Source organism: Rhizobium sp. Root274 (assembly GCF_001429245.1).
Classification (GTDB): domain Bacteria; phylum Pseudomonadota; class Alphaproteobacteria; order Rhizobiales; family Rhizobiaceae; genus Allorhizobium.
The window spans coordinates 142229-168496 of record NZ_LMJE01000001.1; the positions used below are offsets into that span (position 1 = coordinate 142229).

Consider the following 26268-nt stretch of genomic DNA (forward strand, 5'->3'; position numbering starts at 1 on the left):
TCACGCTTTCGCGCATCTCCGGATGCCTTTCGGCTCCCACCGGCGACCTGCCACTTCTTGGCGCGTCGCCCGTTCATTTCCCTCAAGTCCGGCACGCGCCCCAGCGCCGCCGAACCGTAAATTCACTTGCCGGTGCGGACCTTGCCACCGAGCAGACGTTTCGCCTGACCGGTCCAATCATCCCGCAGCGTCCGTCCGTCCAGCCCGAGCTCACTGTCGAGTGCGGCGAGCGCTTCCGGTTCCAGCTCTGCGATCTGCTGAAAGCCGGAGATCCCCCTGCCCTTCAGCATCTGTTCCAACTTCGGCCCGATGCCGTCGATCCGCTTCAGGTCGTCGGCCTTGCCAGCCTTGCGGGCCGGCGCTGCCTTGACCGTCTTCTCCGGCGTCTCTGCCTTGGCAACCTTGACCGCCTTTGTTGCGATCTTTTCTGCCGGGCGTTCCTCCGTCTTTGTCTTCGCAGCAGCCTTCGCCACCGGCTTTGACACTTCGGGCTTGGCCTTTGCTTCCGCCTTCGCACCGAGCTTCGGCTGCGCCTTCACCGGGTTAGCCTTTGCCACCCTCGGCTTCGCCGCCGCCGGAGCGGCCTTCATTGGTTCGGTCACCACATCCGGTGTTAGGACCGGCTCTGGCTGCGGGGCCGGCTCTTTCACGGCACTCGCTTCCTTCGCCTTGCGCTCGTCTTCCAGCTGCCGCGCCAAATCTCCGGTCAGTTGCATGGCCCCCTGCAGGGAGCCGAGAAAAAACCGGCTCATCTGGGCTGCCATGCCGAAGCCGAAGGCCGTGGCAGCGGCCAGAGCGGCCGCAGGGTTCATCAAAGGATCGCTCGCGTCGGACACAGGAGGCACGTCAGCCGGATCGCCCGGCCGGCCCTTCCCGTCATTGTCCGAACCGCTCGCCATTCCTATCGGTCCTTATTCCGCCGCTTCCATGACCACGCCGTGGGCGATTGCATTGCGGGTGTACTGGTCGATACGCGCTTCGATTTCCGGACGGAAGTTGCGGATCAGGCCCTGGATCGGCCAGGCAGCTGCGTCACCCAGAGCACAGATCGTATGGCCTTCCACCTGCTTCGAAACCTGCAGCAGCATGTCGATCTCGCGCTTCTGGGCATTGCCCTTCACCATGCGTTCGACCACGCGCATCATCCAGCCGGTGCCTTCGCGGCACGGCGTGCACTGGCCGCAGCTCTCATGCTTGAAGAAGGCCGCGATGCGCCAGATCGCCTTGATGATGTCGGTCGACTTGTCCATGACGATCATGCCGCCGGTGCCGAAGGACGACTTCACTTCTCGCATGCCGTCGAAGTCCATGATCGCATCGGCCATGTCTTCGCCCTTGACGACCGGGCAGGATGCGCCGCCCGGGATGACCGCGAGGAGGTTATCCCAGCCGCCACGAATACCGCCGCAATGGGTTTCGATGATTTCGCGGAAGGTCAGGCCCATAGTTTCTTCAAATGTGCAGGGCTTGTTGACGTGGCCGGAGACCATGAACAGCTTTGTGCCGACATTGTTCGGACGGCCAAACGACGAGAACCAGGCACCGCCGCGACGCAGGATGGTCGGGGCAACGGCGATCGATTCGACGTTGTTGACCGTGGTAGGGCAGCCGTAGAGGCCCATGTTCGCCGGGAACGGGGGCTTCAGGCGCGGCTGGCCCTTCTTGCCCTCGAGGCTTTCGAGCAGTGCCGTCTCTTCGCCGCAGATGTAAGCGCCGGCGCCGTGATGGACGTAGACGTCGAAATCCCAGCCGCACTTGTTGTTGGTGCCGAGAAGGCCAGCGTCATAGCATTCGTCGATCGCGCGCTGCAGTTCTTCGCGCTCGCGCATATATTCGCCGCGCACATAGATATAGGCCGTGTTGGCGCCCATGGCGAAACCGGCGATGACGCAGCCTTCGATCAGCGTGTGCGGATCGTGGCGCATGATCTCGCGGTCCTTGCAGGTGCCGGGTTCCGACTCGTCGGCATTGACGACGAGGTAGTGCGGGCGACCGTCCGATTCCTTCGGCATGAAGGACCACTTGAGACCGGTCGGGAAGCCGGCACCACCACGACCACGAAGGCCGGACGCCTTCATCTCGTTGATGATCCAGTCCCGGCCCTTTTCGATGATCTGCTTGGTACCGTCCCAATGACCGCGCGACATCGCCCCCTTCAGGGACTTGTCCTTGAGGCCATAGATATTGGTAAAGATGCGATCCTGATCCTTCAACATATCCTAACCCCTTAACGCGGCTTCTTGCCGAAGACCTTGATGTATTCCGCTTCGCCGCCCTTGGCGAGCGCCTTGGCCTGCTTGACCCAGTCGTCCCGCTCGATGCGGCCGGAGAACTTGAGGTAGCTATCGACCCATTCGCGCTCCGCCTTCTTCCACTTGGCGATCTGCTCGAAGGTGTAGATGCCGAGGCCGTTCAGCGTGGCTTCGATCTTCGGACCGACGCCCGAGATCATTTTCAGGTCGTCGGGCGTTGCCGGACGTTCAATACCCGCCGGACGGTTCTTCTCATCCAGGGTTACGGCGGAAGATGCGACCGGGGCGGCAGCCGTTTCCTTTACAGGGCGCGCCGTATCGGCAGCATCGCCCTTCACCTTGAGGTTTTCAGCAGCACCCTTCTTGTCGGTCGCAGGCGTCTTCAGCTTCGGATCCGTGACCGGCGTATCGGTGACCGGACGACCTGCATTGGCCGGCGGCACCGAGGCCTCTGCGGCGGCAGCCGGAGCCGGCGCATCTGCAAAGCGGATCGGCTCGATGGCGTCGGTGAGCGTGACAGGACCACCGACCGGGGCGGAGAAAATACGATCAACCTGCGGACCCGGCTTGATGTCGGAGCCCTTGCCTGCGGCGAAACGATCGATGATGTGCTCGAGCTGGGTCGGCGTCAGATCTTCATAGGCGTCCTTGAAAATCATGACCATCGGTGCGTTGACGCAGGCGCCCTGACACTCGACCTCTTCCCAGGACAACGTACCGTCGGCATTCTGATGCAGCGGTTCCGGATGGATCTTCGACTTGCAGACATGGATCAGATCTTCCGCGCCGCGCAGCATGCAGGGCGTGGTACCGCAGACCTGGATATGGGCGCGGGTGCCGATCGGCTTCAGCTGGAACTGGGTGTAGAAGGTCGCGACCTCAAGGACGCGGATGAAGGGCATGTCGAGCATTTCGCCGACATACTCGATCGCTGCCTTGGTGACCCAGCCCTCCTGCTCCTGCGCGCGCATCAACAGCGGAATGACCGCCGATTGCTGACGGCCCGCCGGATACTTGCGGATGGTGGCCTCAGCCCAGGCGATGTTTTCCGCATTGAAGGAAAACGCTGCGGGCTGGAATTGCTCTTCGGCTAGTCGACGAACGGACATACTTCCTCACGCCTTGTCTCAGTTTATGGAACCACACCGCGTATTCGTCACATTGGCGAATTCGCAGGCATAGGCCGACTTGTCTTTCTGCAGAAACACGAAGAGTTTCGATCCCGTCCAGGACGAACTCTTGATTTCGTAGCCCTGCTCGATCAGCTTGGCCATCGACACGGTCGCCTTCGTCGAAACGGCGTCATTGTCCTGCGCCCCCACGGAAGTGGCGGCGGTGAGACAGAGCACGGTTGCGGCGAAAGCTCTCAACATCAGCGGTCTACTTCTCCGAACACGATGTCGAGGGAGCCGAGGATGGCGGATACGTCTGCCAGCTGATGGCCACGGCACATGAAGTCCATGGCCTGCAGGTGGGCATAACCAGGCGCACGGATCTTGCAGCGGTAAGGCTTGTTGGTGCCATCGGAGACGAGATAGACGCCGAATTCGCCCTTGGGAGCTTCAACGGCGGCATACACTTCGCCTGCCGGCACGTGGTAACCTTCGGTGTAGAGCTTGAAGTGGTGGATCAAGCCTTCCATCGAACGCTTCATCTCGCCACGCTTCGGCGGCACGACCTTGCCGTCCAGCGACGAAACCGGACCGGTCTTGGCATCGCCCAGCAGACGATTGACGCACTGCTTCATGATCTTCACCGACTCGCGCATTTCGAACATGCGGATCAGGTAACGATCGTAGCAGTCGCCGTTCTTGCCGACCATGATGTCGAAGTCGAGATCGGCGTAGCATTCGTAAGGCTGCGACTTGCGCAGGTCCCAGGCAGCGCCCGAGCCACGCACCATGACGCCCGAGAAGCCCCAAGCCCAGCAGTCTTCGAGGCTCACGACGCCGATATCGACGTTACGCTGCTTGAAGATGCGGTTGCCGGTCAGAAGGTCGTCGATGTCATTGAGCTTTTCCGGGAACTGGTCGCACCACTTGCCGATATCCTCGACGAGGTCATGCGGCAGATCCTGGTGAACGCCACCGGGACGGAAATAGGCGGCGTGCATGCGCGCACCGGAGGCGCGCTCATAAAACACCATCAGCTTCTCACGCTCTTCGAAGCCCCAGAGCGGCGGCGTCAGCGCACCGACGTCCATGGCCTGCGTGGTGACGTTCAGAAGATGCGAGAGGATACGGCCGATTTCCGAGTAGAGAACGCGGATCAGCTGGCCTCGGATCGGGACCTGGATGTCGAGCAGCTTCTCGACGGCCAGCGAATAGGCATGCTCCTGATTCATCGGCGCGACATAGTCGAGACGATCGAAATAGGGCAGCGCCTGCAGATAGGTCTTGGTCTCGATCAGCTTCTCGGTCCCACGATGCAGCAGGCCGATATGCGGATCGACGCGCTCGACGATTTCACCGTCAAGTTCGAGCACGAGACGAAGAACGCCGTGCGCCGCCGGATGCTGCGGGCCGAAGTTGATGTTGAAGTTGCGGACGTTGTGTTCGTTCATGGTCCCTGCCCTTCCGCTCACTTGGCCGCTTTTTCATCGCCGGGCAGCACGTAGTCCGTGCCTTCCCAAGGCGAGAGGAAGTCGAAGCTGCGGAATTCCTGCTTAAGTTCGACAGGCTCGTAGACGACGCGCTTGGCCGAGTCGTCGTAGCGAACCTCGACGAAACCGGTTGTCGGGAAATCCTTGCGCAGCGGATGCCCTTCGAAACCGTAGTCCGTCAGGATGCGGCGCAGGTCCGGGTGATCGGTAAACAGGATGCCGTACATGTCCCAGGTTTCGCGCTCGAACCAGTCGGCGCCCGGGAATACCGGGCAGGCGGACGGCACCGGCTTGAACTCGCCGGTTGCGACCTTGATGCGGATGCGCAGGTTCTGACGCGGCGACAGCAGGTGATAGACCACGTCGAAGCGGTCTTCGCGCTTCGGATAGTCTGCCCCGCAGATGTCGATCAGGTTGACGAAGCCGCACTGGACGTCGTCGCGCAGGAAGGTCAGGAGCGGGATCAGGTTCTCGGACTTCGCCGTCAGCGTCAGTTCGCCGAAGCGGATCTCGCTTGAAGCGATGAGGGCACCACGCACCTCTGCGAGGTAGGATGCCAGCTCGTTCAGGGCTTCACTCATGTTATCAGTCCCTTCGCCTTACCGCTCGATCGTTCCGGTACGCCGGATCTTCTTCTGCAGCAGGAGCACGCCGTAAAGCAGCGCTTCTGCCGTGGGGGGACAGCCCGGCACATAGATGTCGACCGGCACGACGCGGTCGCAACCGCGCACGACGGAATAGGAATAGTGATAGTAGCCGCCGCCATTGGCACAGGAGCCCATCGAGATGACGTAACGCGGCTCGGGCATCTGGTCGTAGACCTTACGGAGCGCGGGGGCCATCTTGTTGGTCAGCGTACCGGCAACGATCATCACGTCGGACTGACGCGGGCTTGCGCGCGGCGCAAAACCAAAACGCTCGGCGTCGTAACGCGGCATGGACAGCTGCATCATCTCAACGGCGCAGCAGGCCAGACCAAAGGTCATCCACATCAGCGAACCGGTGCGAGCCCAGTTGATCAGCTCGTCGGTCGAGGTGACGAGAAAACCCTTGTCGGCGAGCTCATTGTTGATCTCGCCGAAGAAACGGTCATCGCTGCCGATGGGCTTGCCCGTATTGGGGTCAATGATGCCCTTGGCCTGCGGAGCCACCATCGTGGCGTCGGACTGGATCACTCCCATTCGAGCGCCCCCTTCTTCCATTCATAGATAAAGCCAATGGTGAGAACACCAAGGAAAACCATCATCGACCAGAAGCCGAACCAGCCAACAGCACTGAAGGACACTGCCCAGGGGAACAGGAAGGCGACTTCGAGGTCGAAGATGATGAAGAGAATCGACACCAGGTAGAAGCGGATGTCGAACTTCATGCGCGCATCGTCAAACGCGTTGAAGCCGCACTCATAGGCCGACAGCTTCTCCGAATCGGGCGCCTTGTAGGCCACGGCGAAAGGCGCCACGAGAAGCGCGATGCCGATGACGAGGGAAATACCGATAAAGATGGCGATCGGAAGGTAGGAACTGAGCAGTTCAGTCATCATATCACCCTGCTTGTCTCTAATGCCACGAAGCATTTAGGGCGGAGCCGACAAGCCGAAAGAGAGTTGCAACGAGCCGTGGTTAGCGCAGGCGGACAGCCAGCGCAAGTCCAGCGGAAGCCTTTTCACTCGATACCGAAGGGCACCTTACCAGCGGGTAAAAAGCCTGTCGCGTGCAATCCGCATCGCGGTGCACAAAGACAGTGGGTATCGACAGTTTTTCGGTTAGAAAGTGGCGCGAGTGACGGGGCTCGAACCCGCGACCTCCGGCGTGACAGGCCGGCACTCTAACCGACTGAGCTACACCCGCGCATTGTCGTGGGCATCACCCACAGCGACCGTTAAGACACGGCCTTGACTTGATATTCTTGGAATGGCGCGAGTGACGGGGCTCGAACCCGCGACCTCCGGCGTGACAGGCCGGCACTCTAACCAACTGAGCTACACCCGCGCATTTCCAAAAAGGGGATCAAGTGAACCCCGGCGACCGGGCTTGCCCTGTCGTTGAGCGGCTCTCTACGGGGTTCATCTGGAGGTGTCAAGCAGGTTTCAAGACAAAACCATGACCGGCCGAAATTTATCCCCGGCCCCTCAAGACCCCTCCTCGCCTCCCCTCTTCTCGCGACACCACGCCGCAGGCGCATTTGCGGGATTCTCAAACGTTTTCCACACGCCAATGCACGGGCCTTCGCAAAAAAACAAAAAATTCCGAGAAAAACTCTTGCGGAAATTCTGCGATCCGCATAGATCACGGCCACCGACGCGGCGGACATGATCCGGTCAGCGCACGGGCGATTAGCTCAGTTGGTAGAGCGCCTCGTTTACACCGAGGATGTCGGGAGTTCGAGTCTCTCATCGCCCACCATTTTCCTTCACTCACTTTGATCGGGTCACGCTGTGTGTTGGCACAGTGCTCGTGACTATCCGACGCTCGATGGCCGGGAGCCTTCAGAACGAAAAACGGGCAGAGCCTTTCGGTTCCGCCCGTCGAGTACGTCATACTGCGTTTGGCGTCAGTCCTGCGCCAGCACAATCACCATATCATCCGCAGTATATGCCATCAGCTCCGAGCGATTCGGATTGACGGTGACCCCGCCGAGGTTGCGGTGATCCGCGTCTCCGGCGCGTTGGCGGCGGTGACCGATTGCGATTTCACCGCGGCGGAGGGCGGCGAGCGCGACTGTGTAGAAGTTCACCGGCTGCGAAATATCTACATAGTCACTCATTGGGCGCATGTAGATCTCCGAACCTTCGACATCGAGAAGTTCATCGAAGATCGCCGCCATGAACTCGTTTTCCGAGGCCTGGGCGAGCATCAAGCTCACCAGCTTGTTGCTGACGACGAAATCATCGGCTCTCGTCACCTCGGCCAGCTCACGATTGCGGACATCGGTCATCTCGCTCACCACGTTGATATGCAGGCCGGCGCTTTCGGCGATCTTGCGTAAGTGCAGCAGCGTGATCAGCGTGCGCGTGTCGGCCGACTGCGTGGCCATGTGATCGCTATAGCCCAACACCAGCACGTGGTCGTAGGACGGGATATCCAGTGCCTCCAGCGCGGTCTTGCTGCTGGTGTCGATTACCCGGTGCTGGACGGTCATGTTGTCGTTGGGCAGCGTCAACGCCGCGATGTCCGTCTCGAATTCCAGTGTATTGGCCGCGATCGTCAGCACCGATCCTGGCGCCACGTAGCGGCCAAGCTCGGTCGCAATCAGGGGGCCCCGGCGGTTCCAGCCCAGCACCAGCGTTCGTTCCGGCTGAAGATCATGCCGGACGGGCGGGCGGATGGCAGACTGGGCGAATTGCGGGGCGCCTGACGAAGTCTGGATGGAGGCATCGTCTTCGGCGATGATGACGAGGCGTTCACCGGCCGCAATGACGCGATTCGGTGAAGGGTTGAGGTGGATCCGCCCCTCGACGTCACAGACGCCGATCAGCGTGCTCGTCTCGTAGGACATGACGGCGGTGCCGAAGGGCTTGCCCTCCAGCTGCGGCTGGGGAAGCGTATAGATCTCGCAGCCGTCAAAATCGAGCAGCTCCGTGTAGACAGCGGACAGGCCCGACTGGCGGCTGGTGTGGACGACGATGCGCGAGATCAGGTCGTCGGCGAGGACGAGCTGCATTTCCTTGCCACCGACGATGCGGGCGACCTCGGTGTTCTGCGCCTCGCGGATTTCAGCTGCAATCTTGTAAGGCTCAGATCGGCGGCCGGGGTCGTTGACCAGGGCCAGAACCGATTTGATCACCTGCGAATCGGGGTCCTCGTCTTCCGGCGAAAGAACGATGATCGAGCGCGAGGCATGGGGATTGACGATGGCGAGGTCGTAGAGATCGGTCGGATCGCCGCTGCGGCAGATGATCTTGGTGTTCTTCAAGTCCCCCACCTTGGTCGCGATCTCGTCTTCCATCTCGACCTTGTCCTTGTTCGCCATGATGACGATTCGCGGGCGCTTGCGGCTCTGATTGGCGATCACCAGTTCCGAAATGACGTCGAAGATCGAGGACGACCAGTTGAGGATGATGGTGTGATCGCTTTCGAGCACGCGGGAGCGGCCCTTGCGCAATTCGTCGAGCTTGTTTTCCAGGCCCGAGCTGATGACACCGATCAAGGCGGAGAAGACGAAGATGCCGGCGAGCGTGACGACAAGGGAAACGGTGCGGAAGGACCAGCCCATGTCGCCGCCCATGGTGCCCGCATCCATCGTGCGCATCAGCGATTCCCAGGCGCCCTCGATGAAACCCACGGGTTCTCCACCTTCGGGCGCAATGCCGGTGATGGCGAGGAACAGGGCAGCGAGGATAATGACGACGAGAGAAATAAGGCTCAGCCAGCCGATCAGCGCAATTGCACCGCCAGCCATGCTCTTGTCGAACTCGTAGCGCAGGCGCGCGCGCCAAGGGGAACGGGTCTTCATCAGGATGCTTCCGAAAAATCGCAGGAATGGAAAGAGTGCCTCGCAATGGCAAGGCTTCGGTTAACATTCAACGGAATAGCAAGCCACCAATTACGGTTGCCCCTATAAAAGTTCGAGAGACGCGGGGATGGGTTAGGACGTGGTTATTATGGTCCGCCCTCCCCCTTCGTTCGCACACGAAAAGGCCCGCGACCGGAGGGGCGCGGGCCAAATCTCATTCGTGACGACGAAAGGCTTACTTGCCGCCGATCGGACGGGTCGCTGCGGCCTTCTCGACCATGGCGGTCACCTCGGCGCGGCGCGCACCTTCGAGCGGCATGCGGGGCATGCGGACGCGTTCGGAGCCGCGGCCCATGATCTGTTCGGAGAGCTTGATCGACTGAACGAGGTCATGTTCGGCATCGAGATGCAGGAGCGGCATGAACCAGCGATAGATGCGGCGCGCTTCCATCCAATCGCCACGGTCGGCAGCAGCGACGAGCGCCACCGATTCGGCCGGGAAGGCGCTGGTGAGGCCGGAGACCCAGCCCTTGGCGCCGAGCATCAGGCCTTCGAGGGCCACATCGTCGAGACCTGCAAAGATGTCGTAGCGATCACCGAAGGCGTTGAGCAGGTCAGTGAAGCGGCGCGGATCGGGCGCGCTTTCCTTGACGGCCTTGATGTTCTTCACGCCGTCGAGCGCCTGGAGCACTTCCGAGCCGATGTTGACGCGGTAGGCCGGCGGGTTGTTGTAGAGCATGATCGGCAGGCCGGTTGCTTCGGCAACCGTCTTGAAATGGGCGACGAGTTCATGGGGCTTGGGCACATAGACCATGGCCGGAAGGACCATCAGACCATCGGCGCCAATGTTTTCCGCATCGCGGGCATAGGCTGCGGCGCGGCGGGTGTCGAATTCGGAGACGCCCGTCACAACCGGTACGCGGCCGTTCACGACTTCCACGGCAGCCTTCAGGATCGTGCGCTTTTCTTCCGGGTCGAGCGAGTTGTTTTCGCCGCAGGTGCCCATGACGATCAGGCCGTTGACGCCGTCGTTGACGAGGGCATCGAGCACGCGCTGCGTCGCGTCAATATCGACGGACAGGTCTTCATGGAATTGAGTCGTTGCGGCGGGGAATACGCCGTGCCAGCCGGTGGTCATGGGAAGCTCCTCTTGAGTGGGTGCATTTTTAATATACAAATTGTCGACAAGGCGCAAGAGCCGTGTTTCACCAGCGCCAATCAGGTGCAACCGCGCTGGTCTTTGAGAGATAGTGCCGGCTCAGGCGAAGGGGTCCGCTGGCCCCCGCGCCGGCTGGGTAAACCACTGCGGCCCCTCCTCCGTCATGTGGATATGATCCTCCAGGCGGATGCCGTAGCGATCGGGGAAGACGATCATCGGCTCGTTGGAAAAACACATGCCGGGCTTGAGCAAGGTCTGGTTGGCGCGGACGATGTAGGGTTCCTCGTGAATTTCGAGACCGAGACCGTGGCCGGCGCGATGGGGCAAACCGGGCAGCTGGTAATCCGGCCCAAGACCATGGCGGCCAATTTCGGCACGTGCGGCATCGTCGAGGCTGCCGCAGGTGGCACCAAGTTTGGCAGCCTCGAAGACCGCCTGCTGGGCCTGACGTTCGATGGCCCAGTGGCGAGCGAAATCCGGCGTCGGCTCGTCAAGCACATAGGTGCGGGTGAGATCGGAATGATAGCCGTCGATGCGGCAGCCGGTATCAACAAGGATCACGTCGCCCGGCGTATAATGCTGTTCGCCCTCGGCGCCATGCGGAAGCGACGTGGCAACCCCGAAGGAAACGATGCAAAAGCTCGATCCGGCCGGGGCTCCCAGCGCCCGATGCTCGGCATCGATAAAACGCACGACCTCCGATGCGGCAATGCCCGGGCGGATGAAGGCATGGGCGCGGCGATGGACTTCGAGGGTGAGATCCATGGCGTATTGGATGATCGCAATCTCTGCCGGCGATTTGCAGAGCCTGAGGTCGCGTACAAGGCGCGTGCCGTGCACAAGGCGCTCTGCCCCGATCACGCGGGTGAGCGCGTGATAAACGAAAAGCGGCAGGGCATCGTCGAGGGCGAGCTTTCCACCCTGCGGAAGCAGCGCTGAAACCACGGCAGCACTATCTTCATCCTCCTGCCAGATGGCGATCTCCCCCTCCAGCCGCGGCAGCGTTTCAACCCGGCTCTGCTCGAAACCAGGCACGATGTAGACCAGCCGGTCGGCCAGCACGACGGCGCCGACCAGGCGCTCGCTCTGGTGCCAGACGAGGCCGGTGAAATAGCGCAGGCTCTCCGTGGAGCCGAGAAGCACAGCCGAGACGTTCGCCTCGGTCATGGCCTTGCGGAGAGCGGCAAGCCGCTGCTGGCGCTCGGCATCGGAGATTACGGGTGGGCGGGTTCTGATGGTCATGTCTTGTCCTTGGATGGCATGCACGAAACCGGGCCTTCGGCCGGTTCAGGATGGGGACTGGCCGGCGCGCGACCAGAGGCGCTCAGAGGCCGGTGATGGCGGTCGCCTTGGTAAAATCGCGGGCGACATAGTCCTGGATCTGCCGGACGATCTGTTCGCCATGGGCGATCGCCAGGCGATCGGCCTCCTCGGCATCGCCGGCGCGGATGGCCGCAATCATCGCCTCGTGTTCCTCCACGTAACGCTTCGGCAGACGGTCGTCGAAGGTGGAGTAGTAAAGCCTCAGGATACGCCGGCCCTCGTCGAGCAGCCGGGTGAAGAAGCCGGTATAATAGGCATTGCCCGCACGCTCGGCGATGGCGACGTGAAAGTCGCGGTTCGCCTCGATCATGGCGAAAGCGTTCTGCGCCTCGACTGCTGCCGCGAAGTCCCGCTGGCGCTCCGTGATGACCTGCATCCAGGCGTCCCCTTGCCGGAGCGCCGCCCCGCGCGTCGTGACGCGGTACATCAGGCAGAGCGCCTCGAAATAGGTCGGCAGGCTGGAAAAATCGATCGTCGCGACGATCGTGTTGCGATTCGGGAGCGTGGTGACGAGGCCATCCGAGGTCAGCCGCAGCAGGGCCTCGCGGATCGGGGTGCGGGACATGCCAAATCGCTCGGAAAGGCGGGTCTCGTCGAGCGGACTGCCGGGCGCCCGCTCCATCGACAGAATTTCGTGGCGTAGCGCCTGGTAGACACTTTCCGTGCCGGAGCCACGGGTGCGCGGTCCCTCGCCCGTCGTTTTGTCGGTGGACGGGCCGCCGTCGTTTTCTTCGCTCATGCCATCATCCCGTCTGCTTGCTCATCGGCGCCGCTCGTGCGCAATCTGCATGCAAGACAGCCCTGAACCGATGCCAAGTCAAGGCGGCAGCCTCTCCGAGAAGCTGCCCCTTGGCGATATCACCGGAATTCACGCCAGCTCGGCGCGCGCCTCAAGATACCACTCGACGAAAGCCCTGACGCCTTCTTCAAGCCGTGTCGACGGCGTGTAGCCTGTCAGCGCCTGCATCAGCGCTGGGCTCGCAAAGGTGCGCGGCACATCGCCCTGCTGCATCGGCAACATCTGGCGTTTGGCCGGGCGGCCGATCGCCTTTTCGACGATGTCGACGAAATCGAGCAGGTTTTCCGGCTGACCGCCGCCGATGTTAACGACGCGGAACGGTGCCTGGCGCGACAGGGTTTCGACGCGGTCATCCGCCACACGATTGGATTCGTCCGGGGCCACATGTGACAGGCGGATGATCGCCTCCACCAGATCTTCAACATAAGTGAAGTCGCGGCTCATCTGGCCCTGGCCATAGATCTCGATCGGCTGATCGTTGAGGATCCTGTCGACGAACTTGAACAGCGCCATGTCCGGACGGCCCCAGGGGCCGTAGACCGTGAAGAAGCGGAAGGCGGTCGTCGGGGTCTTGTGGAGATGGGCGTGGCTATGGGCGATCAGTTCCATCGACTTCTTGGTCGCCGCATATATGGTGAGCGGCTCATCGGTGCGGTCGGTCTCGTGGAACGGCACCGTCGGGCTCGCGCCATAGATTGATGAGGTCGAGGCCAGCATCAGGTGCTTCACCTTGTGGCGCTCGGCCAGATCGATGATGTTCCACGAACCCTGAACATTGGAGCTCAGGTAGGATTGCGGATTCTCGATGCTGTAGCGAACGCCGGCCTGGGCCGCGAGATGGACGATGATCTCGGGATTGGCCTTGGCAACCGCCCCTTCAAGGGCTGCCCGATCCTCGAGCATGGCGATCACGGGCGTGAAAGCCGGATATTGCGCAAGGGCTGCATGGCGCATGTGCTTGAGCTTGACGTTGTAGTAGGGCGTCACGCCGTCGAAGCCTACAACCTCGTGGCCCTCCGCCAGAAGGCGACGGGCCAGATGGAAGCCGATGAAGCCGGCCGTGCCGGTGATGAAATAGCGCATGTCAGGCCTTCGCCTTCCGCTTGCCGACGGGGAAATGGGCAAAGCCATATTTCGCCATTTCTTCCGACTTGTAGATATTGCGCAGGTCGACGATGACCGGCACCTTCATCTCCGTTTTCAGGCGGCGGAAGTCCAGCGCCCGGAACTCGTCCCATTCGGTGACGACAACCACGGCCTCGGCACCGGCTGCGACCTCGTAGGGGTTCTTGCCATAGACGACGGGCCCCAGCATTGACCGGGCTGCTTCCATGCCTTCGGGATCGAACACATGCACGTCGGCACCGCCATCGAGGAGCGCCTGCACGATCGTGATCGAAGGCGCGTCGCGCATGTCGTCGGTGTTCGGCTTGAAGGTGAGCCCGAGCACAGCGATCTTTTTGCCGCGGACGGAACCACCACAGGCGGCGATCACCTTGCGGCCCATGGCGCGCTTGCGATTGTCGTTGATGGCAACCGTCGTCTCGATCAAACGCAAGGGGCTGTCGAAATCTTGGGCGGTCTTGACCAGCGCCAGCGTGTCCTTCGGGAAGCAGGAGCCACCATAGCCGGGGCCGGCATGGAGGAACTTGTCGCCGATGCGCTTGTCCATGCCGATGCCCTTGGCAACCTTCTGCACGTCGGCGCCGATCTGCTCGCAGAGGTCGGCAATCTCGTTGATGAAGGTGATCTTCATCGCCAGGAAGGCGTTGGCCGCGTATTTGATCAGTTCGGACGTGCGGCGTTCGCAGAAATAGAGCGGCGCTTCGTTCAGATAAAGGGGGCGATACACTTCGCGCATGATGTCGATGGCGCGTTCGTCTTCCGAACCGATGACGATCCGATCAGGGCGCTTGAAGTCGGAGATTGCAGCGCCTTCGCGCAGGAATTCCGGATTGGAAACGACTTTGATGTCCTTTTCCGGAAACTCTTCCCGGAAGATGCGCTCGATCTCGTCGCCCGTGCCGACGGGCACGGTGGACTTGGTGACGACCACGGTGAAGCCAGTGACGGCAGCTGCGATCTCGCGGGCAGCGGCATAGACATATGAGAGGTCCGCATGGCCATCGCCACGGCGCGAGGGCGTGCCGACCGCGATGAAGACGACATCGGCATCGGCGACCGGCTGTGCGAGATCCAGCGAGAAGCTCAGACGTCCGGCCTGCCGGTTATGGGCAATGATGGCATCGAGGCCAGGCTCGAATATCGGGACTTCGCCCCGTTCCAGTGCCTCGATCTTGTCTGCGGACTTGTCCACGCAGATCACCTGATGGCCAAAATCCGCCAGGCAGGCTCCCGAGACCAGGCCAACATAGCCCGAACCAATCATTACAATGCGCATTCAACACCTATCGTTCTAGCGTCACTCATCAAGCCGCCCCTTCCCGGTTCCCACATGGAACATCGGATGCGACACGAAGATGACGAACCGCCGAGCGGGCGCCCGGTTCGCCGGGCACGGAGATAAACTTGCACAGGCAGGGAAAACCTGCCGCTGCTGCAGAGAGGGAACTACCCTTGGCAGCGGCGACAGTCAAAGAAAATGCGCGCAGGAATCAGGCTGGTGCGGAGAGGTTTTCCCGCAGTCTCTTGTGCTCCGCTTCATCGAGCGAGAAATTCCACATGATGGCGATAGCGGCGAGCTTTGGCAGGATCGGCAGGAAGGCGTAGAGCATGCCCAGGGCCTCGATCGCCTGAGGCGTCTGGATAACGCCCTGATCACCGCTGAAGCCTGCAAGATCGAGCAGCGGAAAGACAATGCCGGCCGAGAGCGCGACGGAAAACTTCGTGACGAAACTCCAGGCGGCGAAGTAAAGGCCGGACCGCTGCTCGCCGGACGCAACCGTGTCGTTATCCACCACATCGGCCTGAATGGCCGGCGGCAGAGTGAGATCGAAGCCCAGCAACAGACCGGTCGCCACGCAGACCGCTGTGAAGGGGATGACATCACCTTCCCCGAGGAAGCCGGCGACGGAAAAGATGGCGCAGGCTGCGAGCATGGCAAGGCACCATGCTCGGTGCTTGCCAAACCGGCGGGCCATCGCAACGGCAATCGGTACGCCGGCCACAGCGCACAGAAAATAGGTAAATAGCAAAGGACCTTGCAGCTCCGGTGCACCCAGACACTTGCCAACGAAGTAGATGAAGAGCGAGGCCGGCACGGCATTGGCAAAACTGTTGAGGAGGAAGGCGGAGACCAGACGCAGAAAGGGTCCGTTGCGGCGGAGATGGGCCGCTCCCTCTCTCAGGGACAGGCGCCGCGTCGACAGGTCTGAGGGTTCCGGCACCATGGTCACGGCAATTATCGCGGCAATCGGCAGCACGATGGCGATGAAAACGGCCAGCCAGGCAAGGCCGTGGAAACCGGTTGCCGAGTTCAACCCACCGAGAAAGGGCAGCGTGATCGCCAGCAGCGAGCCGATCAGCGTGGCGCTCTCACGCCATCCCGACAGGCGCACCCGCGCCTGATAGCCGGTGGCGAGCTCCGCTCCCCAGGCGGTGTAGGGCAAAAGAGACCAGGTGGCACCGAGTGAGAGCGCCGTTCCCCACAAAGCGAGGTACAGGATACCCGCATCAGAGGGTGGCCAAAACAGCATGAACGCCGAAAAGGCAGTCAGCGGGATCGACATCGCAAAGAAGAAGCGGCGGCGGCCATAGCGCGAGCGCACGCGGTCGGAGAGCCAACCGAAGAGCGGGTCGGTGACGGCGTCGACCATCCGGATTGCCAGCAACAGGGCACCGATTGCGGCGAGCGAAATGCCGAAATTGTCGGCATAGAAACTGGGCACCACGATATAGAAGGGCAGCGCGATCGCGGCGAGCGGCAGGGCCGGCAGAGCGTAGAGCGCCAGACGGCCGTTTCCCGGTTCGTCATGATGGGTCATGCGTGCTCCTGTTCAACGTTCTGGTCTCTTCCCGCCATGGTCAGGAGGCGGGAGAAACCTGGGACTTGCCCACACGCCGGCACCGCTCGGAACAATAGACGACCCGGTCCCAATCCCGCTCCCATTTCTTGCGCCAGGTAAATGGCCGGTTGCAGGCGGGGCAGGTCTTGGCGGGCAGTTCGCTTTTGCGGATCATTTTGGGCATGGAAGATTTGTCTGGTTTCTCCTCACCACTTCGCGCAGTATCCGGATTTGGATCACAAAGCCCTGTTGAAGCTTGCCACCCCCTGCCCCAATTGCTAGCTCACAGGCACAATCACGGGAGAGACTTTTACATGAGACAGCATTCCTTCGGCCGCACGGAATTCACCGTCAGCGATATCGGCTTCGGCGCCTGGCAGATCGGTGGTTCCTGGGGCGAGGTTTCAGAGGCTGATGGCCGGGCCGCGCTCAATGCCGCACTGGACGCCGGCATGACCTTCGTCGACACCGCCGACGTCTATGGCGACGGGCGCTCGGAGAAGATCATCGCCGACGTCTTGAAGGCACGCGGCGGCGCACGTCCGATGGTGGCGACAAAGGCCGGGCGCCGGCTCAATCCGCATGTTGCCGATGGCTATACCAAGGCGAATGTCGAGGGCTTCATCGACCGCTCGCTGCAGAACCTCGGCGTCGAGACGCTCGATCTCGTGCAGCTGCACTGCCCGCCGACCGAAGTCTATTACCGCCCGGAGATGTTCGAGGGGCTCGAAGAGATCCGCAAGGCCGGAAAAATCAAGCATTACGGCGTGTCGGTCGAAAAAGTCGAGGAAGCCCTGAAGGCGATCGAATATCCGGGAGTCACGTCGGTGCAGATCATCTTCAACATGTTCCGCCAGCGCGCCGCAGGCCTGTTCTTCCAGGAAGCCAAGCGCCGCAACGTGGCGGTCATCGCTCGTGTACCGCTCGCGAGCGGTCTGCTCTCGGGCAAGATCACGGCTGCGACCCAGTTTGCGGCCGAGGACCATCGCAACTTCAACCGCAATGGCGAGGCTTTTGATGTCGGCGAGACCTTCGCGGGCGTGCCGTTCGAAACAGGACTCGCAGCCGTCGAGGAGATCCGCAAGCTGGTGCCGGAAGGGGCTTCCATGGCGCAGTTCGCGCTGCGCTGGATCCTGATGCACGAGGCCGTTACGGTGGTGATACCCGGCGCCCGCAATGGCGAGCAGGCCAAGGCCAATGCCGCCGCCTCCGATCTTCCGGCGATCTCGGCGGATGTGATGGCGGCAGCCAAGGATACCTATGACCGACTGATTGCACCGCATGTGCATCACCGCTGGTAAGCGGCACGGAGAAACTGTCTCAAACGAAAAGAGGCCGGGTGAGCGATCACCCGGCCTCTCTCGTTCACTGCTATGATCTGACGATCAGTTGGTGCCTTGCAGGTTCACTTCCCAGAACAGGGTTTCGCCGGAGGAGTCATCCACGCCGTCATTGTCGGTGACCGCAAAGGCCTTGCCGCTCGCGTCGAAAGTGAAGCCTTCGAGCTTGTCGACGACATAGCCGTTGGTTGCAGCCTTCAGGTCGGGCAGGAAATCATGCACTTCGTGCTTGGTGATGACAGGCAGCGCTTCGCCGATCTTGGCCGGCTTCAGGTCGGCGATATCGACCGAATAGAGCTTCTTCAGCTTGGCATTGTCGCCAACCTGGTTGTCGCGCTCGACGATATAGAGTTTGCCGTCATGGGCAGAGATTTCGGAAAGGCCGACCCAGCCTTCACCAGCCTTTTCCAGCGGATAGTGCACGGCGCCCCATTCCTTGGACTTCGGGTTGTAGGACAGGAGCTTGACAAGCCCTTTGTCGTCGTCACCCCATTCGCGCTGCACCGCCATCCAAAGCGTCATGTCGTCGCCGGTGCCGACGCTGGTGATGCCTTCCAGGCCGAAGCGGGTCTGGCCGGCCAAGAGTTCGACCGGGAAGCCGATCTCGGCCTTGATCTCACCCTTGTCGTCGACATTGTAGATGCCATGGCCGACGAGCTTGGCCGGATCGCCTTCGGAGGCGAGCCAGAAGCCGCCCTTGCCGTCCAGCGTGATGCCTTCGATGTCGAGCTTCTGGGCAGCCTGACCGCCACGGGTGACCGGTAGGGCCTTGGTGATGACCGCCGGCTTTTGGCTGGCGTTGACTGTGAAGATCGTCGGCTGGGCCGAATAGAAGCTGTCGTTGACGGCGTAAAGCTGGCCGACCTTTTCGGCATCGCCGACGAGACCCGAGAGCGCACCCCAGCCGATCGGCGCGCCGTCGACGATGTCCGAGCGGAGCATTGGATAGGCGGGCATGCCTTCCGCCAGTTGATAGAGCATCACATGCGAACGCACGCCGCCGTCTTCGCCGAGATCGAGCTCATTGGCGGTGGCAAGCAGATTGCGGCCCGGGATGGCAACGGCGCCCTCAGGCGAAATGCCCGACGGCAGCAGCTGAACGAGTTCCGGATCGGCGCCCGTGTCCTTGTAGACGGCGGCGATCGAGCCACGCTCGGAGAGCACGAAGAAATATTTCTGGTCGCCGAAGGTTGCGGCTTCCAAACCTTCGAGTTCGACGCCCTTGGATTTTGCGCGTTTGTCGGGGAAATGGCCGATCTGGGCAATGGCGAGTTCGAGCGACGGACCGGACTCGTAAATTTCCTTGCCGGTCTTGTCGAAGATGGTGAAGCTGCGCGAGCCGCCCTTCCAGTCGCCTTCGTTGGCGATGACGATGCGGTTGTCGTCCAACCACTTCACCGCATCCGGCTCGCGAGCCACGCCTTCCTTGCTGCCGGTAAACTTCAAGGCGCCATCGGACTTCGTGTCGATGCCTGCCAGATCCACCTTGCCGGCGGAGAAATGCGCCTTCAGTTCGCCGGTCTTGCCGTCGACGATGGCGATGTGGTTGTTTTCCTGCAGCGTCACGGCGATCTCGCCGAGGCTGTTGATCGCGACGAATTCCGGCTCCGGATCTTCGGGGGCGATTTCGGAAAGGCCTGTCAGGGCGACGTGCTTGATCGTGGCGCAATCGACAACACCGTCCTTCAGCGATGCGATGACCAGGTCACCGGCGGGCATCTGCGGCAGGTCGCCGTCATTGACGTCTTCGTCGCGCTCGTTTTCGATCGCAACGGCCACGAAGCTCTTGTCATTGGAGACGGCAACCGAGTCGGGCTGGCCGCCGAGATCGCAGCTCGTCTCGATTGCCTTGGTCGCGATATCGACGACAACAAGCTTGCCCGAGGGATTGGCCTTGTTTTCGGAGGTGTTGACGCCGGCGAGGACCTTGGCACCAGCAACGGCAACTGACGTAGGCTCACCACCTATCATCAGCGCGCCGGCAGCCTTCGGGGCCTTGGCATCCGTGATGTCGACGAAGCCGATCGCGCCCAGCGGGCTGTCGGAATAGATGAGTGTGTTGCCGTCTTCCGTCGCCGTCACGATTTCAGCGGAGGTCGTCGACAGCTTGTCCTTGTCGGACGGAAGATTGCTGGCGACCGGGAAGGCCGCGATGCGGTTGAAGACCTGCTCGGCTACGGCCGGCATGGCGACCGATGCCAGAAGTGCGGCAGTTACGGCCGCGCGTGTAAGACCTGATGTCATGGGGGAACCTCCTGTTGCCGAAGAATGGAACAGGAGGCTTTTGCGTCACCCGGATTACAGGCACATGACAATCATCCGCTTCAGCCCGGAGCTGTCTCGCGCCTTGCTTCCCGAAGCATCAGAAACAGTGAAGCGCCGAGAATGAGCAACGCGCCGAGCCAGAGATAACCGCTCGGGGCGTAACCGAAGACCAGCCAGCCGGCAAAGACGTTGAGCGGCAGCTTCAAATCATCGAAGGGCTGAACATAGGCGGCATCGGCGGCGTTGTAGGCGAGCGTCAGGAGGTACTGGCCAATGGCCGTCAGCAGACCGGCGGCAAGCAACAGCCAGAGTGCCAGGCCTTCCGGCACGGCAAAGCCGGAGGCCGCAGCCAGACCCGCATTGATCGGCGTCAGCAGAACGAGCAGCCAGACGGTCACCGTCTCCGGCGCCTCGTAATGCGTGAGGTTCTTCATGATGAGCGAGGAGCCGCCCCAGAGCAGCGCCGAGAGGACCGGCAGGAGGGCTGCCAGCGTGAATGTGTCCGACCAGGGCTGGAGGATGATCATGGCGCCGGTGAAACCGGCCAGCGTCGCCAGCCAGCGGTCGCGACCGACGGTCTCGCCGAGAAACAGGCGTGCCCCGATGATGATGAAGAAGGGTGAGGTCATGACCAGAGCAATCGCCTGCCAGATCGGTACGGTCGCAAGCCCCGTCACCCAGGCCTGAACGCCGAAGGCGGCGAGCAGGACGCGCAGGATGTGGCGGACGGGATAAGCCGTCTTCATGGCGCGCAGGCCGAGGCGAACGAGCAGAGGCAGCGAGAGGATCAGTGCAAAGCCGTATTGCCAGAAAGCTGTTGAGGCGGGTGGGAAGTGGAGCGTCATGGCCAGCCACTGGGTCACGACGTTCAGGGCGGCAAACGCGATGCCGGCGAGAACCATATAACCGGCGCCGATCACGGCGCGGGAACGCAGAAGCGTTGCGGAACTCTGATTCATGTCTCTTTTCCTTTTTCCAAAAGGACCAACACAAATCAGGACAGACGAGGACGACGAGGCCCTTCCCCGGATGGGGTTAAGCCACACGCAGCAGTGACGCCGACCGGAGCTCCGGTTGAAGCATCGCCACCTGACCTCGTTCTCTTTCATCCGGACTATACCGTCGGCTCCGGATTCACACCGGATCTGCTGACCCCAACCTCCTCCGTTTCCGGCAAGAATGACAGGCGCTCGCGGGCTTGGGGCCTTCCCCCTTACCGCCGGTGGGGAATTGCACCCCGCCCTGAGAACGAATTGCCGGAAGACCCGGCATGACAGAGATAAGACAGAGTTTGCTGCAGCGCAAGATAACAAAAAAGCCCGGCACGAGGCCGGGCTTCAGAGATGTCAGCTGACCATCGGCACCGAAGGGTGGCGACGGTCACGACGGATCAGCTGTTGACAGCGTCCTTCAGGCCCTTGCCGGCCGTGAACTTCGGAACGTTGCGAGCCGGGATATCGACTTCAGCGCCGGTGGACGGGTTACGGCCCTTGGAGGCTTCGCGACGGGCGACGGTGAAGGCGCCGAAGCCAGCGAGACGAATGTCGCCGCCGTTCTTCAGCTCGGCCTGGACCGTTTCAAAAACGGCATCAACGGCAGAGGCGGCGTCAGCCTTGGTCAGGCCAGCCTTCTCGGCGACCGCGGATACGAGTTCGTTCTTGTTCATGTTTCCACCCTTTCTGATTGGTATGAAACGACTCAAATGATTAAGTCGGGCGGAGAATACGAATGCTTCTGCCCTTCGCAACTCAAAAGCACCTGAAAGGCCCGGAAAACAAGCCGTTTAAGCGTGTTTTCACAAAAAAGGCTGGCATATTTGCCAGCCTTTTTTGCGGATTTGGAGCTTTATGGCTCAACCATGGCAAAATCGCATCAATGCGCGATGGTTGCCCCGGTTTCGTCGGTGGTGTCCACCGTCCCGATTGCCGGTGTTTCGACGGTGCCGTCCCACTCGATCGGCTCGGGCACACGGATCAGCGCGTGTCTAATGACCTCGCCCATACGCGAGACCGGAACGATCTCCATGTTGTTCTTCACATTGTCCGGAATGTCAGCCAGATCCTTGGCATTCTCTTCCGGGATGAGAACCTTCTTGATACCGCCACGAAGCGCTGCGAGCAGCTTTTCCTTCAGGCCACCGATGGGAAGCACGCGACCGCGCAGGGTCACTTCCCCGGTCATCGCGATATCCTTCGAGACCGGGATGCCGGTCATGATGGACACGATGGCGGTTGCCATGGCGATACCGGCGGACGGGCCGTCCTTCGGTGTTGCGCCTTCCGGCACGTGGACGTGAATGTCCGACTTGTCGAAACGCGGGGGTTCGACGCCGAAATCGACAGCGCGCGAGCGGACATAGGATGCCGCCGCCGAAATCGATTCCTTCATCACTTCCTTCAGGTTGCCCGTGACCGTCATACGGCCCTTGCCGGGCATCATGACGCCTTCGATCGTCAGCAGTTCGCCGCCGACTTCGGTCCATGCGAGACCCGTGACAACGCCGACCTGGTCCTCGCCCTCGGCTTCGCCGTGGCGGAAGCGGGGAACGCCCAGATATTCGTTGATGTTCTCGGCCGTGACCGCCACCGACTTGACCTTGCCCTTGATGATCTCGGTCACCGCCTTGCGGGCGAGCTTCATCAATTCGCGCTCGAAGGAGCGAACGCCGGCTTCGCGGGTATACTGCTGAATGATCGCCAGGATCGCACCATCCGTCACGGAAAACTCTTCCGGACGCAGGGCATGTTCCTTGATCGACTTCGGCAGCAGGTGACGCTTGGCGATCTCCAGTTTTTCATCTTCCGTGTAACCGGCGATGCGGATGATCTCCATGCGGTCCATCAGCGGACCCGGGATGTTCAGCGTGTTGGCGGTCGTCACGAACATAACGTTCGACAGGTCATATTCCACTTCGAGATAGTGGTCCATGAAGGTCGAGTTCTGTTCCGGATCCAGCACCTCGAGCAGAGCCGATGACGGATCACCACGGAAGTCCATGCCCATCTTGTCAATCTCGTCGAGCAGGAAGAGCGGGTTGGACTTCTTGGCCTTCTTCATCGACTGGACGATCTTGCCGGGCATCGAGCCGATATAGGTGCGGCGGTGACCGCGGATTTCCGCTTCGTCACGAACGCCACCCAACGCCATGCGCACATATTCGCGGCCGGTCGCCTTGGCGATCGACTTTGCGAGCGAGGTCTTGCCTACGCCCGGAGGACCAACGAGGCAGAGGATTGGGCCCTTGATCTTCGTCGCTCGCGCCTGAACGGCGAGATATTCGACAATGCGCTCCTTGACCTTGTCGAGGCCGAAGTGGTCCTCATCGAGAATCTTCTCGGCAGCGTTGAGGTCGATCTTAACCTTTGACTTCTTGTTCCAGGGCAGGCCGAGCAGCCAATCAAGATAGTTGCGCACGACGGTGGCTTCCGCCGACATCGGGCTCATGTGGCGCAGCTTCTTCAGCTCGGCATCGGCCTTTTCCTTGGCTTCCTTCGAAAGCTTGGTCTTGGCGATGCGCTCTTCCAGTTCGGCCATCTCGTCACGGCCGTCTTCGCCGTCGCCGAGTTCCTTCTGGATCGCCTTCATCTGTTCGTTCAGGTAGTATTCGCGCTGCGTCTTCTCCATCTGGCGCTTGACGCGCGAGCGGATGCGCTTCTCGACCTGAAGAACGGAGATTTCGCCTTCCATGAAGCCGAGCGCCTTTTCCAGACGTGTCTTCACGCTCACCGTTTCCAGCATCTCCTGCTTCTCGGTGATCTTGATGGACAGGTGCGAGGCAACCGTGTCGGCCAGCTTCGAGTAGTCCTCGATCTGGCTTGCGGCGCCGACGACCTCGGGGGAGATCTTCTTGTTGAGCTTAACGTAGTTTTCGAACTCGGAAACCACCGAGCGCGACAGAGCCTCGATCTCGACGGCATCTTCATCGGGTTCGGCCAGGATGCGAGCCTTGGCTTCATAATAATCTTCGCGGCCGGTGTAGCTGTCGATCCGGGCACGGGCGCGGCCTTCGATGAGGACCTTCACGGTGCCGTCGGGCAGCTTCAGGAGCTGCAGGACGTTGGCAACGGTGCCAACTTCATAAATGGCTGTCGCCGCCGGATCATCGTCGCTCGCATTGATCTGCGTGGCCAGCATGATCTGCTTGTCCGAACCCATCACCTCTTCCAGAGCGCGAATGGATTTCTCACGGCCCACAAACAAGGGGACGATCATGTGCGGAAACACAACGATGTCGCGCAGCGGAAGCACCGGATAGGTGTTCGCCTCGTTTGTCGATGACGTATTCGTCATTTCAATTCCTTTCAAACATCCCGGGGAACCGGGACCTGATGACCGACCCAAAGGCATCGGTCATGTTCTTGCTCCTCCAACAAGTGGAGTCGCGAAACCGTCAATTCAAGCCTGCCTGGCTGGTCCGTCGCAAATCTGTGACGGGATGATGACGCTTTCCCTCGACCCACATCCTAGAACGCGGACCTGAAGCGAGGCGTGTGTGGTCTGCGACCGCAAAAATGGTCGCCCCGGCCATCGCATGAAGGGAAGAACGGATACGCAAATACCGATACGCAACAGAATCCAGGCGGCATGTCACCCGATCTGTTCTACTCCAACCGTCCACAGAGACAACAGCAGACACGGTAAATTCAGAAAAGATCACTCTAAAACGAAAGAGCCCGCCAAAGGCGGGCTCCAACTGACTTTGTCTTGGCCGATGATCTCACGCCGAGGCGTTGGCTTTTTCTTCCTGACGATCCGCGTAAATGTAAAGCGGGCGGGAATTGCCGTTGACGACATCGTCGGAGATGACGACTTCGCGAACGCCGTCGAGTTCCGGCAGTTCGAACATCGTATCGAGCAGGATCTTTTCCATGATCGAGCGAAGGCCGCGGGCGCCGGTCTTGCGGGTAATCGCCTTGCGGGCAATCTCGCGCAGAGCGTCCTCGTGGAAGGTCAGTTCCACGTCTTCCATCTCGAACAGGCGCTGATACTGCTTGACCAGCGCGTTCTTCGGCTCGGACAGGATCTGGATCAGGGCGTCCTCATCGAGATCCTCGAGCGTTGCCAGAACCGGCAGACGGCCAATGAATTCCGGAATGAGGCCGAACTTGACCAGATCTTCCGGCTCCAGTTCACGCAGCACTTCGCCAACGCGGCGATCGTCTTCCGCCTTCACCGTTGCGCCAAAACCGATCGAGGTCTTTTCGCCGCGGGCAGAGATGATCTTGTCGAGGCCGGCAAAGGCACCACCGCAGATGAACAGGATGTTCGTGGTGTCGACCTGCAGGAATTCCTGCTGCGGATGCTTGCGGCCACCCTGCGGCGGAACGGAAGCAACCGTGCCTTCCATGATCTTCAGAAGCGCCTGCTGTACGCCCTCGCCCGACACGTCGCGCGTGATGGACGGGTTGTCCGACTTGCGGGAGATCTTGTCGACTTCGTCGATATAGACGATGCCGCGCTGGGCGCGCTCGACATTGTAATCCGCCGACTGAAGCAGCTTCAGGATGATGTTTTCGACGTCTTCACCGACATAACCGGCTTCGGTCAGGGTCGTTGCATCGGCCATGGTGAAGGGTACATCGATGATGCGGGCGAGCGTCTGGGCAAGATAGGTCTTGCCGCAACCGGTCGGGCCGACGAGCATGATGTTCGACTTCGCAAGCTCAACGTCGCCACCCTTCGAGGCATGCGACAGGCGCTTGTAATGGTTGTGCACCGCGACCGAGAGGATCTTCTTGGCCTGTTTCTGGCCGATCACGTATTCGTCGAGGATCTTGATGATGTCCTGCGGCGTGGGAACGCCGTCACGGGACTTGACCATCGAAGACTTGTTCTCTTCGCGGATGATATCCATGCAGAGTTCGACGCATTCATCGCAGATGAACACCGTCGGTCCGGCAATCAGCTTCCGGACCTCGTGCTGGCTCTTGCCGCAGAAGGAACAATAAAGGGTATTCTTGGAGTCACCGCCGTTGCTTCCGCTGACCTTGCTCATGTCTTTATCCTTCCAGCACGCCGCGCTACCGCCTGGTTGCGGCAGGGCGGTCACTCTCACTGTCCGGTTCCAGCCGCCGCCTTGGGCTGAAACCTCTTCCGATCCGGAGCTACTAG

The 26268-nt window shown here is 61.1% G+C and carries 22 protein-coding genes, 3 tRNA genes and 1 riboswitch; of the genes, 2 read left to right on the plus strand and 23 right to left on the minus strand.

Features of this window, described 5'->3' with window-relative positions:
- Positions 1–122: 122 nt before the first annotated feature.
- The 10 genes from ASE36_RS00820 to ASE36_RS00865 form a co-directional block, all read right to left on the minus strand.
- On the minus strand, positions 123–899 hold the full coding sequence (locus tag ASE36_RS00820; RefSeq protein ID WP_062274608.1) for a hypothetical protein: 777 nt from the start codon (positions 897–899) through the stop codon (positions 123–125).
- 12 nt (positions 900–911) lie between these two features.
- Positions 912–2216, minus strand: coding sequence for an NADH-quinone oxidoreductase subunit NuoF (gene nuoF, locus ASE36_RS00825; RefSeq protein ID WP_062274611.1), 1305 nt, complete (start codon positions 2214–2216; stop codon positions 912–914).
- Between the two features lie 11 nt (positions 2217–2227).
- Positions 2228–3361, minus strand: coding sequence for an NADH-quinone oxidoreductase subunit E (locus ASE36_RS00830; protein WP_062274613.1), 1134 nt, complete (start codon positions 3359–3361; stop codon positions 2228–2230).
- Positions 3362–3379: 18 nt separating this feature from the next.
- A complete protein-coding gene (locus ASE36_RS00835) occupies positions 3380–3625 on the minus strand; it encodes a hypothetical protein (protein WP_062274616.1) in 246 nt (81 codons plus the stop codon).
- Positions 3625–4815 (minus strand): NADH-quinone oxidoreductase subunit D, encoded by a 1191-nt coding sequence (locus ASE36_RS00840; RefSeq protein ID WP_062274618.1) that lies wholly within the window; start codon positions 4813–4815, stop codon positions 3625–3627. The genes ASE36_RS00835 and ASE36_RS00840 overlap by 1 nt, the downstream gene beginning before the upstream one ends.
- A gap of 17 nt (positions 4816–4832) precedes the next feature.
- Entirely contained in the window at positions 4833–5435 is a 603-nt protein-coding gene (locus ASE36_RS00845; RefSeq protein ID WP_062274620.1) for an NADH-quinone oxidoreductase subunit C, read from the minus strand.
- An 18-nt stretch (positions 5436–5453) separates the two neighbouring features.
- Entirely contained in the window at positions 5454–6035 is a 582-nt protein-coding gene (locus ASE36_RS00850) for a NuoB/complex I 20 kDa subunit family protein (protein WP_062274623.1), read from the minus strand.
- Positions 6026–6391 carry an NADH-quinone oxidoreductase subunit A gene (locus ASE36_RS00855; RefSeq protein WP_062277786.1) on the minus strand — a complete coding sequence of 122 codons (366 nt, stop codon included), beginning with the start codon at positions 6389–6391 and terminating at the stop codon, positions 6026–6028. The genes ASE36_RS00850 and ASE36_RS00855 overlap by 10 nt, the downstream gene beginning before the upstream one ends.
- A gap of 233 nt (positions 6392–6624) precedes the next feature.
- A tRNA-Asp gene (locus ASE36_RS00860) sits at positions 6625–6701 on the minus strand.
- A 64-nt stretch (positions 6702–6765) separates the two neighbouring features.
- Positions 6766–6842: transfer RNA gene (locus ASE36_RS00865), tRNA-Asp, on the minus strand.
- Positions 6843–7180: 338 nt separating this feature from the next.
- Here ASE36_RS00865 and ASE36_RS00870 point away from each other — a divergent pair.
- Positions 7181–7256 (plus strand) — tRNA-Val (locus tag ASE36_RS00870).
- 148 nt (positions 7257–7404) lie between these two features.
- Here the strand turns inward: ASE36_RS00870 and ASE36_RS00875 are convergent.
- The 8 genes from ASE36_RS00875 to ASE36_RS22085 form a co-directional block, all read right to left on the minus strand.
- Positions 7405–9306 carry a CASTOR/POLLUX-related putative ion channel gene (locus ASE36_RS00875; protein WP_062274627.1) on the minus strand — a complete coding sequence of 634 codons (1902 nt, stop codon included), beginning with the start codon at positions 9304–9306 and terminating at the stop codon, positions 7405–7407.
- A gap of 235 nt (positions 9307–9541) precedes the next feature.
- Positions 9542–10444 (minus strand): dihydrodipicolinate synthase family protein, encoded by a 903-nt coding sequence (locus ASE36_RS00880; RefSeq protein ID WP_062274630.1) that lies wholly within the window; start codon positions 10442–10444, stop codon positions 9542–9544.
- Between the two features lie 120 nt (positions 10445–10564).
- Positions 10565–11707 carry a M24 family metallopeptidase gene (locus ASE36_RS00885; RefSeq protein ID WP_062274633.1) on the minus strand — a complete coding sequence of 381 codons (1143 nt, stop codon included), beginning with the start codon at positions 11705–11707 and terminating at the stop codon, positions 10565–10567.
- 82 nt (positions 11708–11789) lie between these two features.
- Positions 11790–12527 (minus strand): GntR family transcriptional regulator, encoded by a 738-nt coding sequence (locus ASE36_RS00890; protein ID WP_062274636.1) that lies wholly within the window; start codon positions 12525–12527, stop codon positions 11790–11792.
- Positions 12528–12656: 129 nt separating this feature from the next.
- Positions 12657–13670 (minus strand): NAD-dependent epimerase/dehydratase family protein, encoded by a 1014-nt coding sequence (locus tag ASE36_RS00895; protein WP_062274639.1) that lies wholly within the window; start codon positions 13668–13670, stop codon positions 12657–12659.
- Between the two features lies 1 nt (position 13671).
- A complete protein-coding gene (locus tag ASE36_RS00900) occupies positions 13672–14988 on the minus strand; it encodes a UDP-glucose dehydrogenase family protein (RefSeq protein WP_062274642.1) in 1317 nt (438 codons plus the stop codon).
- 214 nt (positions 14989–15202) lie between these two features.
- Positions 15203–16531: an MFS transporter gene (locus ASE36_RS00905; protein ID WP_062274644.1), complete on the minus strand. Its 1329-nt coding sequence runs from the start codon at positions 16529–16531 to the stop codon at positions 15203–15205.
- 40 nt (positions 16532–16571) lie between these two features.
- Positions 16572–16736 (minus strand): DUF2256 domain-containing protein, encoded by a 165-nt coding sequence (locus ASE36_RS22085; protein ID WP_082510727.1) that lies wholly within the window; start codon positions 16734–16736, stop codon positions 16572–16574.
- A gap of 130 nt (positions 16737–16866) precedes the next feature.
- Here ASE36_RS22085 and ASE36_RS00910 point away from each other — a divergent pair, with 130 nt between their 5' ends.
- Positions 16867–17853 carry an aldo/keto reductase gene (locus ASE36_RS00910; protein WP_062274647.1) on the plus strand — a complete coding sequence of 329 codons (987 nt, stop codon included), beginning with the start codon at positions 16867–16869 and terminating at the stop codon, positions 17851–17853.
- 84 nt (positions 17854–17937) lie between these two features.
- Here ASE36_RS00910 and ASE36_RS00915 read toward each other — a convergent pair whose 3' ends face one another.
- From ASE36_RS00915 to clpX, 5 genes are all read right to left on the minus strand, one after another.
- Positions 17938–20136, minus strand: a complete 2199-nt coding sequence (locus ASE36_RS00915) for an esterase-like activity of phytase family protein (RefSeq protein ID WP_062274650.1) — start codon at positions 20134–20136, stop codon at positions 17938–17940.
- Positions 20137–20216: 80 nt separating this feature from the next.
- Positions 20217–21116, minus strand: coding sequence for a DMT family transporter (locus tag ASE36_RS00920; protein WP_062274653.1), 900 nt, complete (start codon positions 21114–21116; stop codon positions 20217–20219).
- A 134-nt stretch (positions 21117–21250) separates the two neighbouring features.
- Positions 21251–21411, minus strand: a riboswitch (FMN riboswitch).
- 136 nt (positions 21412–21547) lie between these two features.
- Positions 21548–21823 carry a DNA-binding protein HupB gene (hupB, locus tag ASE36_RS00925; protein WP_006727558.1) on the minus strand — a complete coding sequence of 92 codons (276 nt, stop codon included), beginning with the start codon at positions 21821–21823 and terminating at the stop codon, positions 21548–21550.
- A 206-nt stretch (positions 21824–22029) separates the two neighbouring features.
- Positions 22030–24447 (minus strand): endopeptidase La, encoded by a 2418-nt coding sequence (gene lon, locus ASE36_RS00930; RefSeq protein ID WP_062274655.1) that lies wholly within the window; start codon positions 24445–24447, stop codon positions 22030–22032.
- A 427-nt stretch (positions 24448–24874) separates the two neighbouring features.
- Entirely contained in the window at positions 24875–26152 is a 1278-nt protein-coding gene (gene clpX, locus ASE36_RS00935) for an ATP-dependent Clp protease ATP-binding subunit ClpX (RefSeq protein WP_062274658.1), read from the minus strand.
- Positions 26153–26268: the final 116 nt, after the last annotated feature.

Excerpts from the sequence above, each read along its gene's own strand:
- ASE36_RS00820 (WP_062274608.1), bottom strand. The coding sequence starts at position 899 with ATGGCGAGCGGTTCGGACAATGACGGGAAGGGCCGGCCGGGCGATCCG.
- nuoF (WP_062274611.1), bottom strand. The coding sequence starts at position 2,216 with ATGTTGAAGGATCAGGATCGCATCTTTACCAATATCTATGGCCTCAAG.
- ASE36_RS00830 (WP_062274613.1), bottom strand. The coding sequence starts at position 3,361 with ATGTCCGTTCGTCGACTAGCCGAAGAGCAATTCCAGCCCGCAGCGTTT.
- ASE36_RS00835 (WP_062274616.1), bottom strand. The coding sequence starts at position 3,625 with ATGTTGAGAGCTTTCGCCGCAACCGTGCTCTGTCTCACCGCCGCCACT.
- ASE36_RS00840 (WP_062274618.1), bottom strand. The coding sequence starts at position 4,815 with ATGAACGAACACAACGTCCGCAACTTCAACATCAACTTCGGCCCGCAG.
- ASE36_RS00845 (WP_062274620.1), bottom strand. The coding sequence starts at position 5,435 with ATGAGTGAAGCCCTGAACGAGCTGGCATCCTACCTCGCAGAGGTGCGT.
- ASE36_RS00850 (WP_062274623.1), bottom strand. The coding sequence starts at position 6,035 with ATGGGAGTGATCCAGTCCGACGCCACGATGGTGGCTCCGCAGGCCAAG.
- ASE36_RS00855 (WP_062277786.1), bottom strand. The coding sequence starts at position 6,391 with ATGACTGAACTGCTCAGTTCCTACCTTCCGATCGCCATCTTTATCGGT.
- ASE36_RS00875 (WP_062274627.1), bottom strand. The coding sequence starts at position 9,306 with ATGAAGACCCGTTCCCCTTGGCGCGCGCGCCTGCGCTACGAGTTCGAC.
- ASE36_RS00880 (WP_062274630.1), bottom strand. The coding sequence starts at position 10,444 with ATGACCACCGGCTGGCACGGCGTATTCCCCGCCGCAACGACTCAATTC.
- ASE36_RS00885 (WP_062274633.1), bottom strand. The coding sequence starts at position 11,707 with ATGACCATCAGAACCCGCCCACCCGTAATCTCCGATGCCGAGCGCCAG.
- ASE36_RS00890 (WP_062274636.1), bottom strand. The coding sequence starts at position 12,527 with ATGAGCGAAGAAAACGACGGCGGCCCGTCCACCGACAAAACGACGGGC.
- ASE36_RS00895 (WP_062274639.1), bottom strand. The coding sequence starts at position 13,670 with ATGCGCTATTTCATCACCGGCACGGCCGGCTTCATCGGCTTCCATCTG.
- ASE36_RS00900 (WP_062274642.1), bottom strand. The coding sequence starts at position 14,988 with ATGCGCATTGTAATGATTGGTTCGGGCTATGTTGGCCTGGTCTCGGGA.
- ASE36_RS00905 (WP_062274644.1), bottom strand. The coding sequence starts at position 16,531 with ATGACCCATCATGACGAACCGGGAAACGGCCGTCTGGCGCTCTACGCT.
- ASE36_RS22085 (WP_082510727.1), bottom strand. The coding sequence starts at position 16,736 with ATGCCCAAAATGATCCGCAAAAGCGAACTGCCCGCCAAGACCTGCCCC.
- ASE36_RS00910 (WP_062274647.1), top strand. The coding sequence starts at position 16,867 with ATGAGACAGCATTCCTTCGGCCGCACGGAATTCACCGTCAGCGATATC.
- ASE36_RS00915 (WP_062274650.1), bottom strand. The coding sequence starts at position 20,136 with ATGACATCAGGTCTTACACGCGCGGCCGTAACTGCCGCACTTCTGGCA.
- ASE36_RS00920 (WP_062274653.1), bottom strand. The coding sequence starts at position 21,116 with ATGAATCAGAGTTCCGCAACGCTTCTGCGTTCCCGCGCCGTGATCGGC.
- hupB (WP_006727558.1), bottom strand. The coding sequence starts at position 21,823 with ATGAACAAGAACGAACTCGTATCCGCGGTCGCCGAGAAGGCTGGCCTG.
- lon (WP_062274655.1), bottom strand. The coding sequence starts at position 24,447 with ATGACGAATACGTCATCGACAAACGAGGCGAACACCTATCCGGTGCTT.
- clpX (WP_062274658.1), bottom strand. The coding sequence starts at position 26,152 with ATGAGCAAGGTCAGCGGAAGCAACGGCGGTGACTCCAAGAATACCCTT.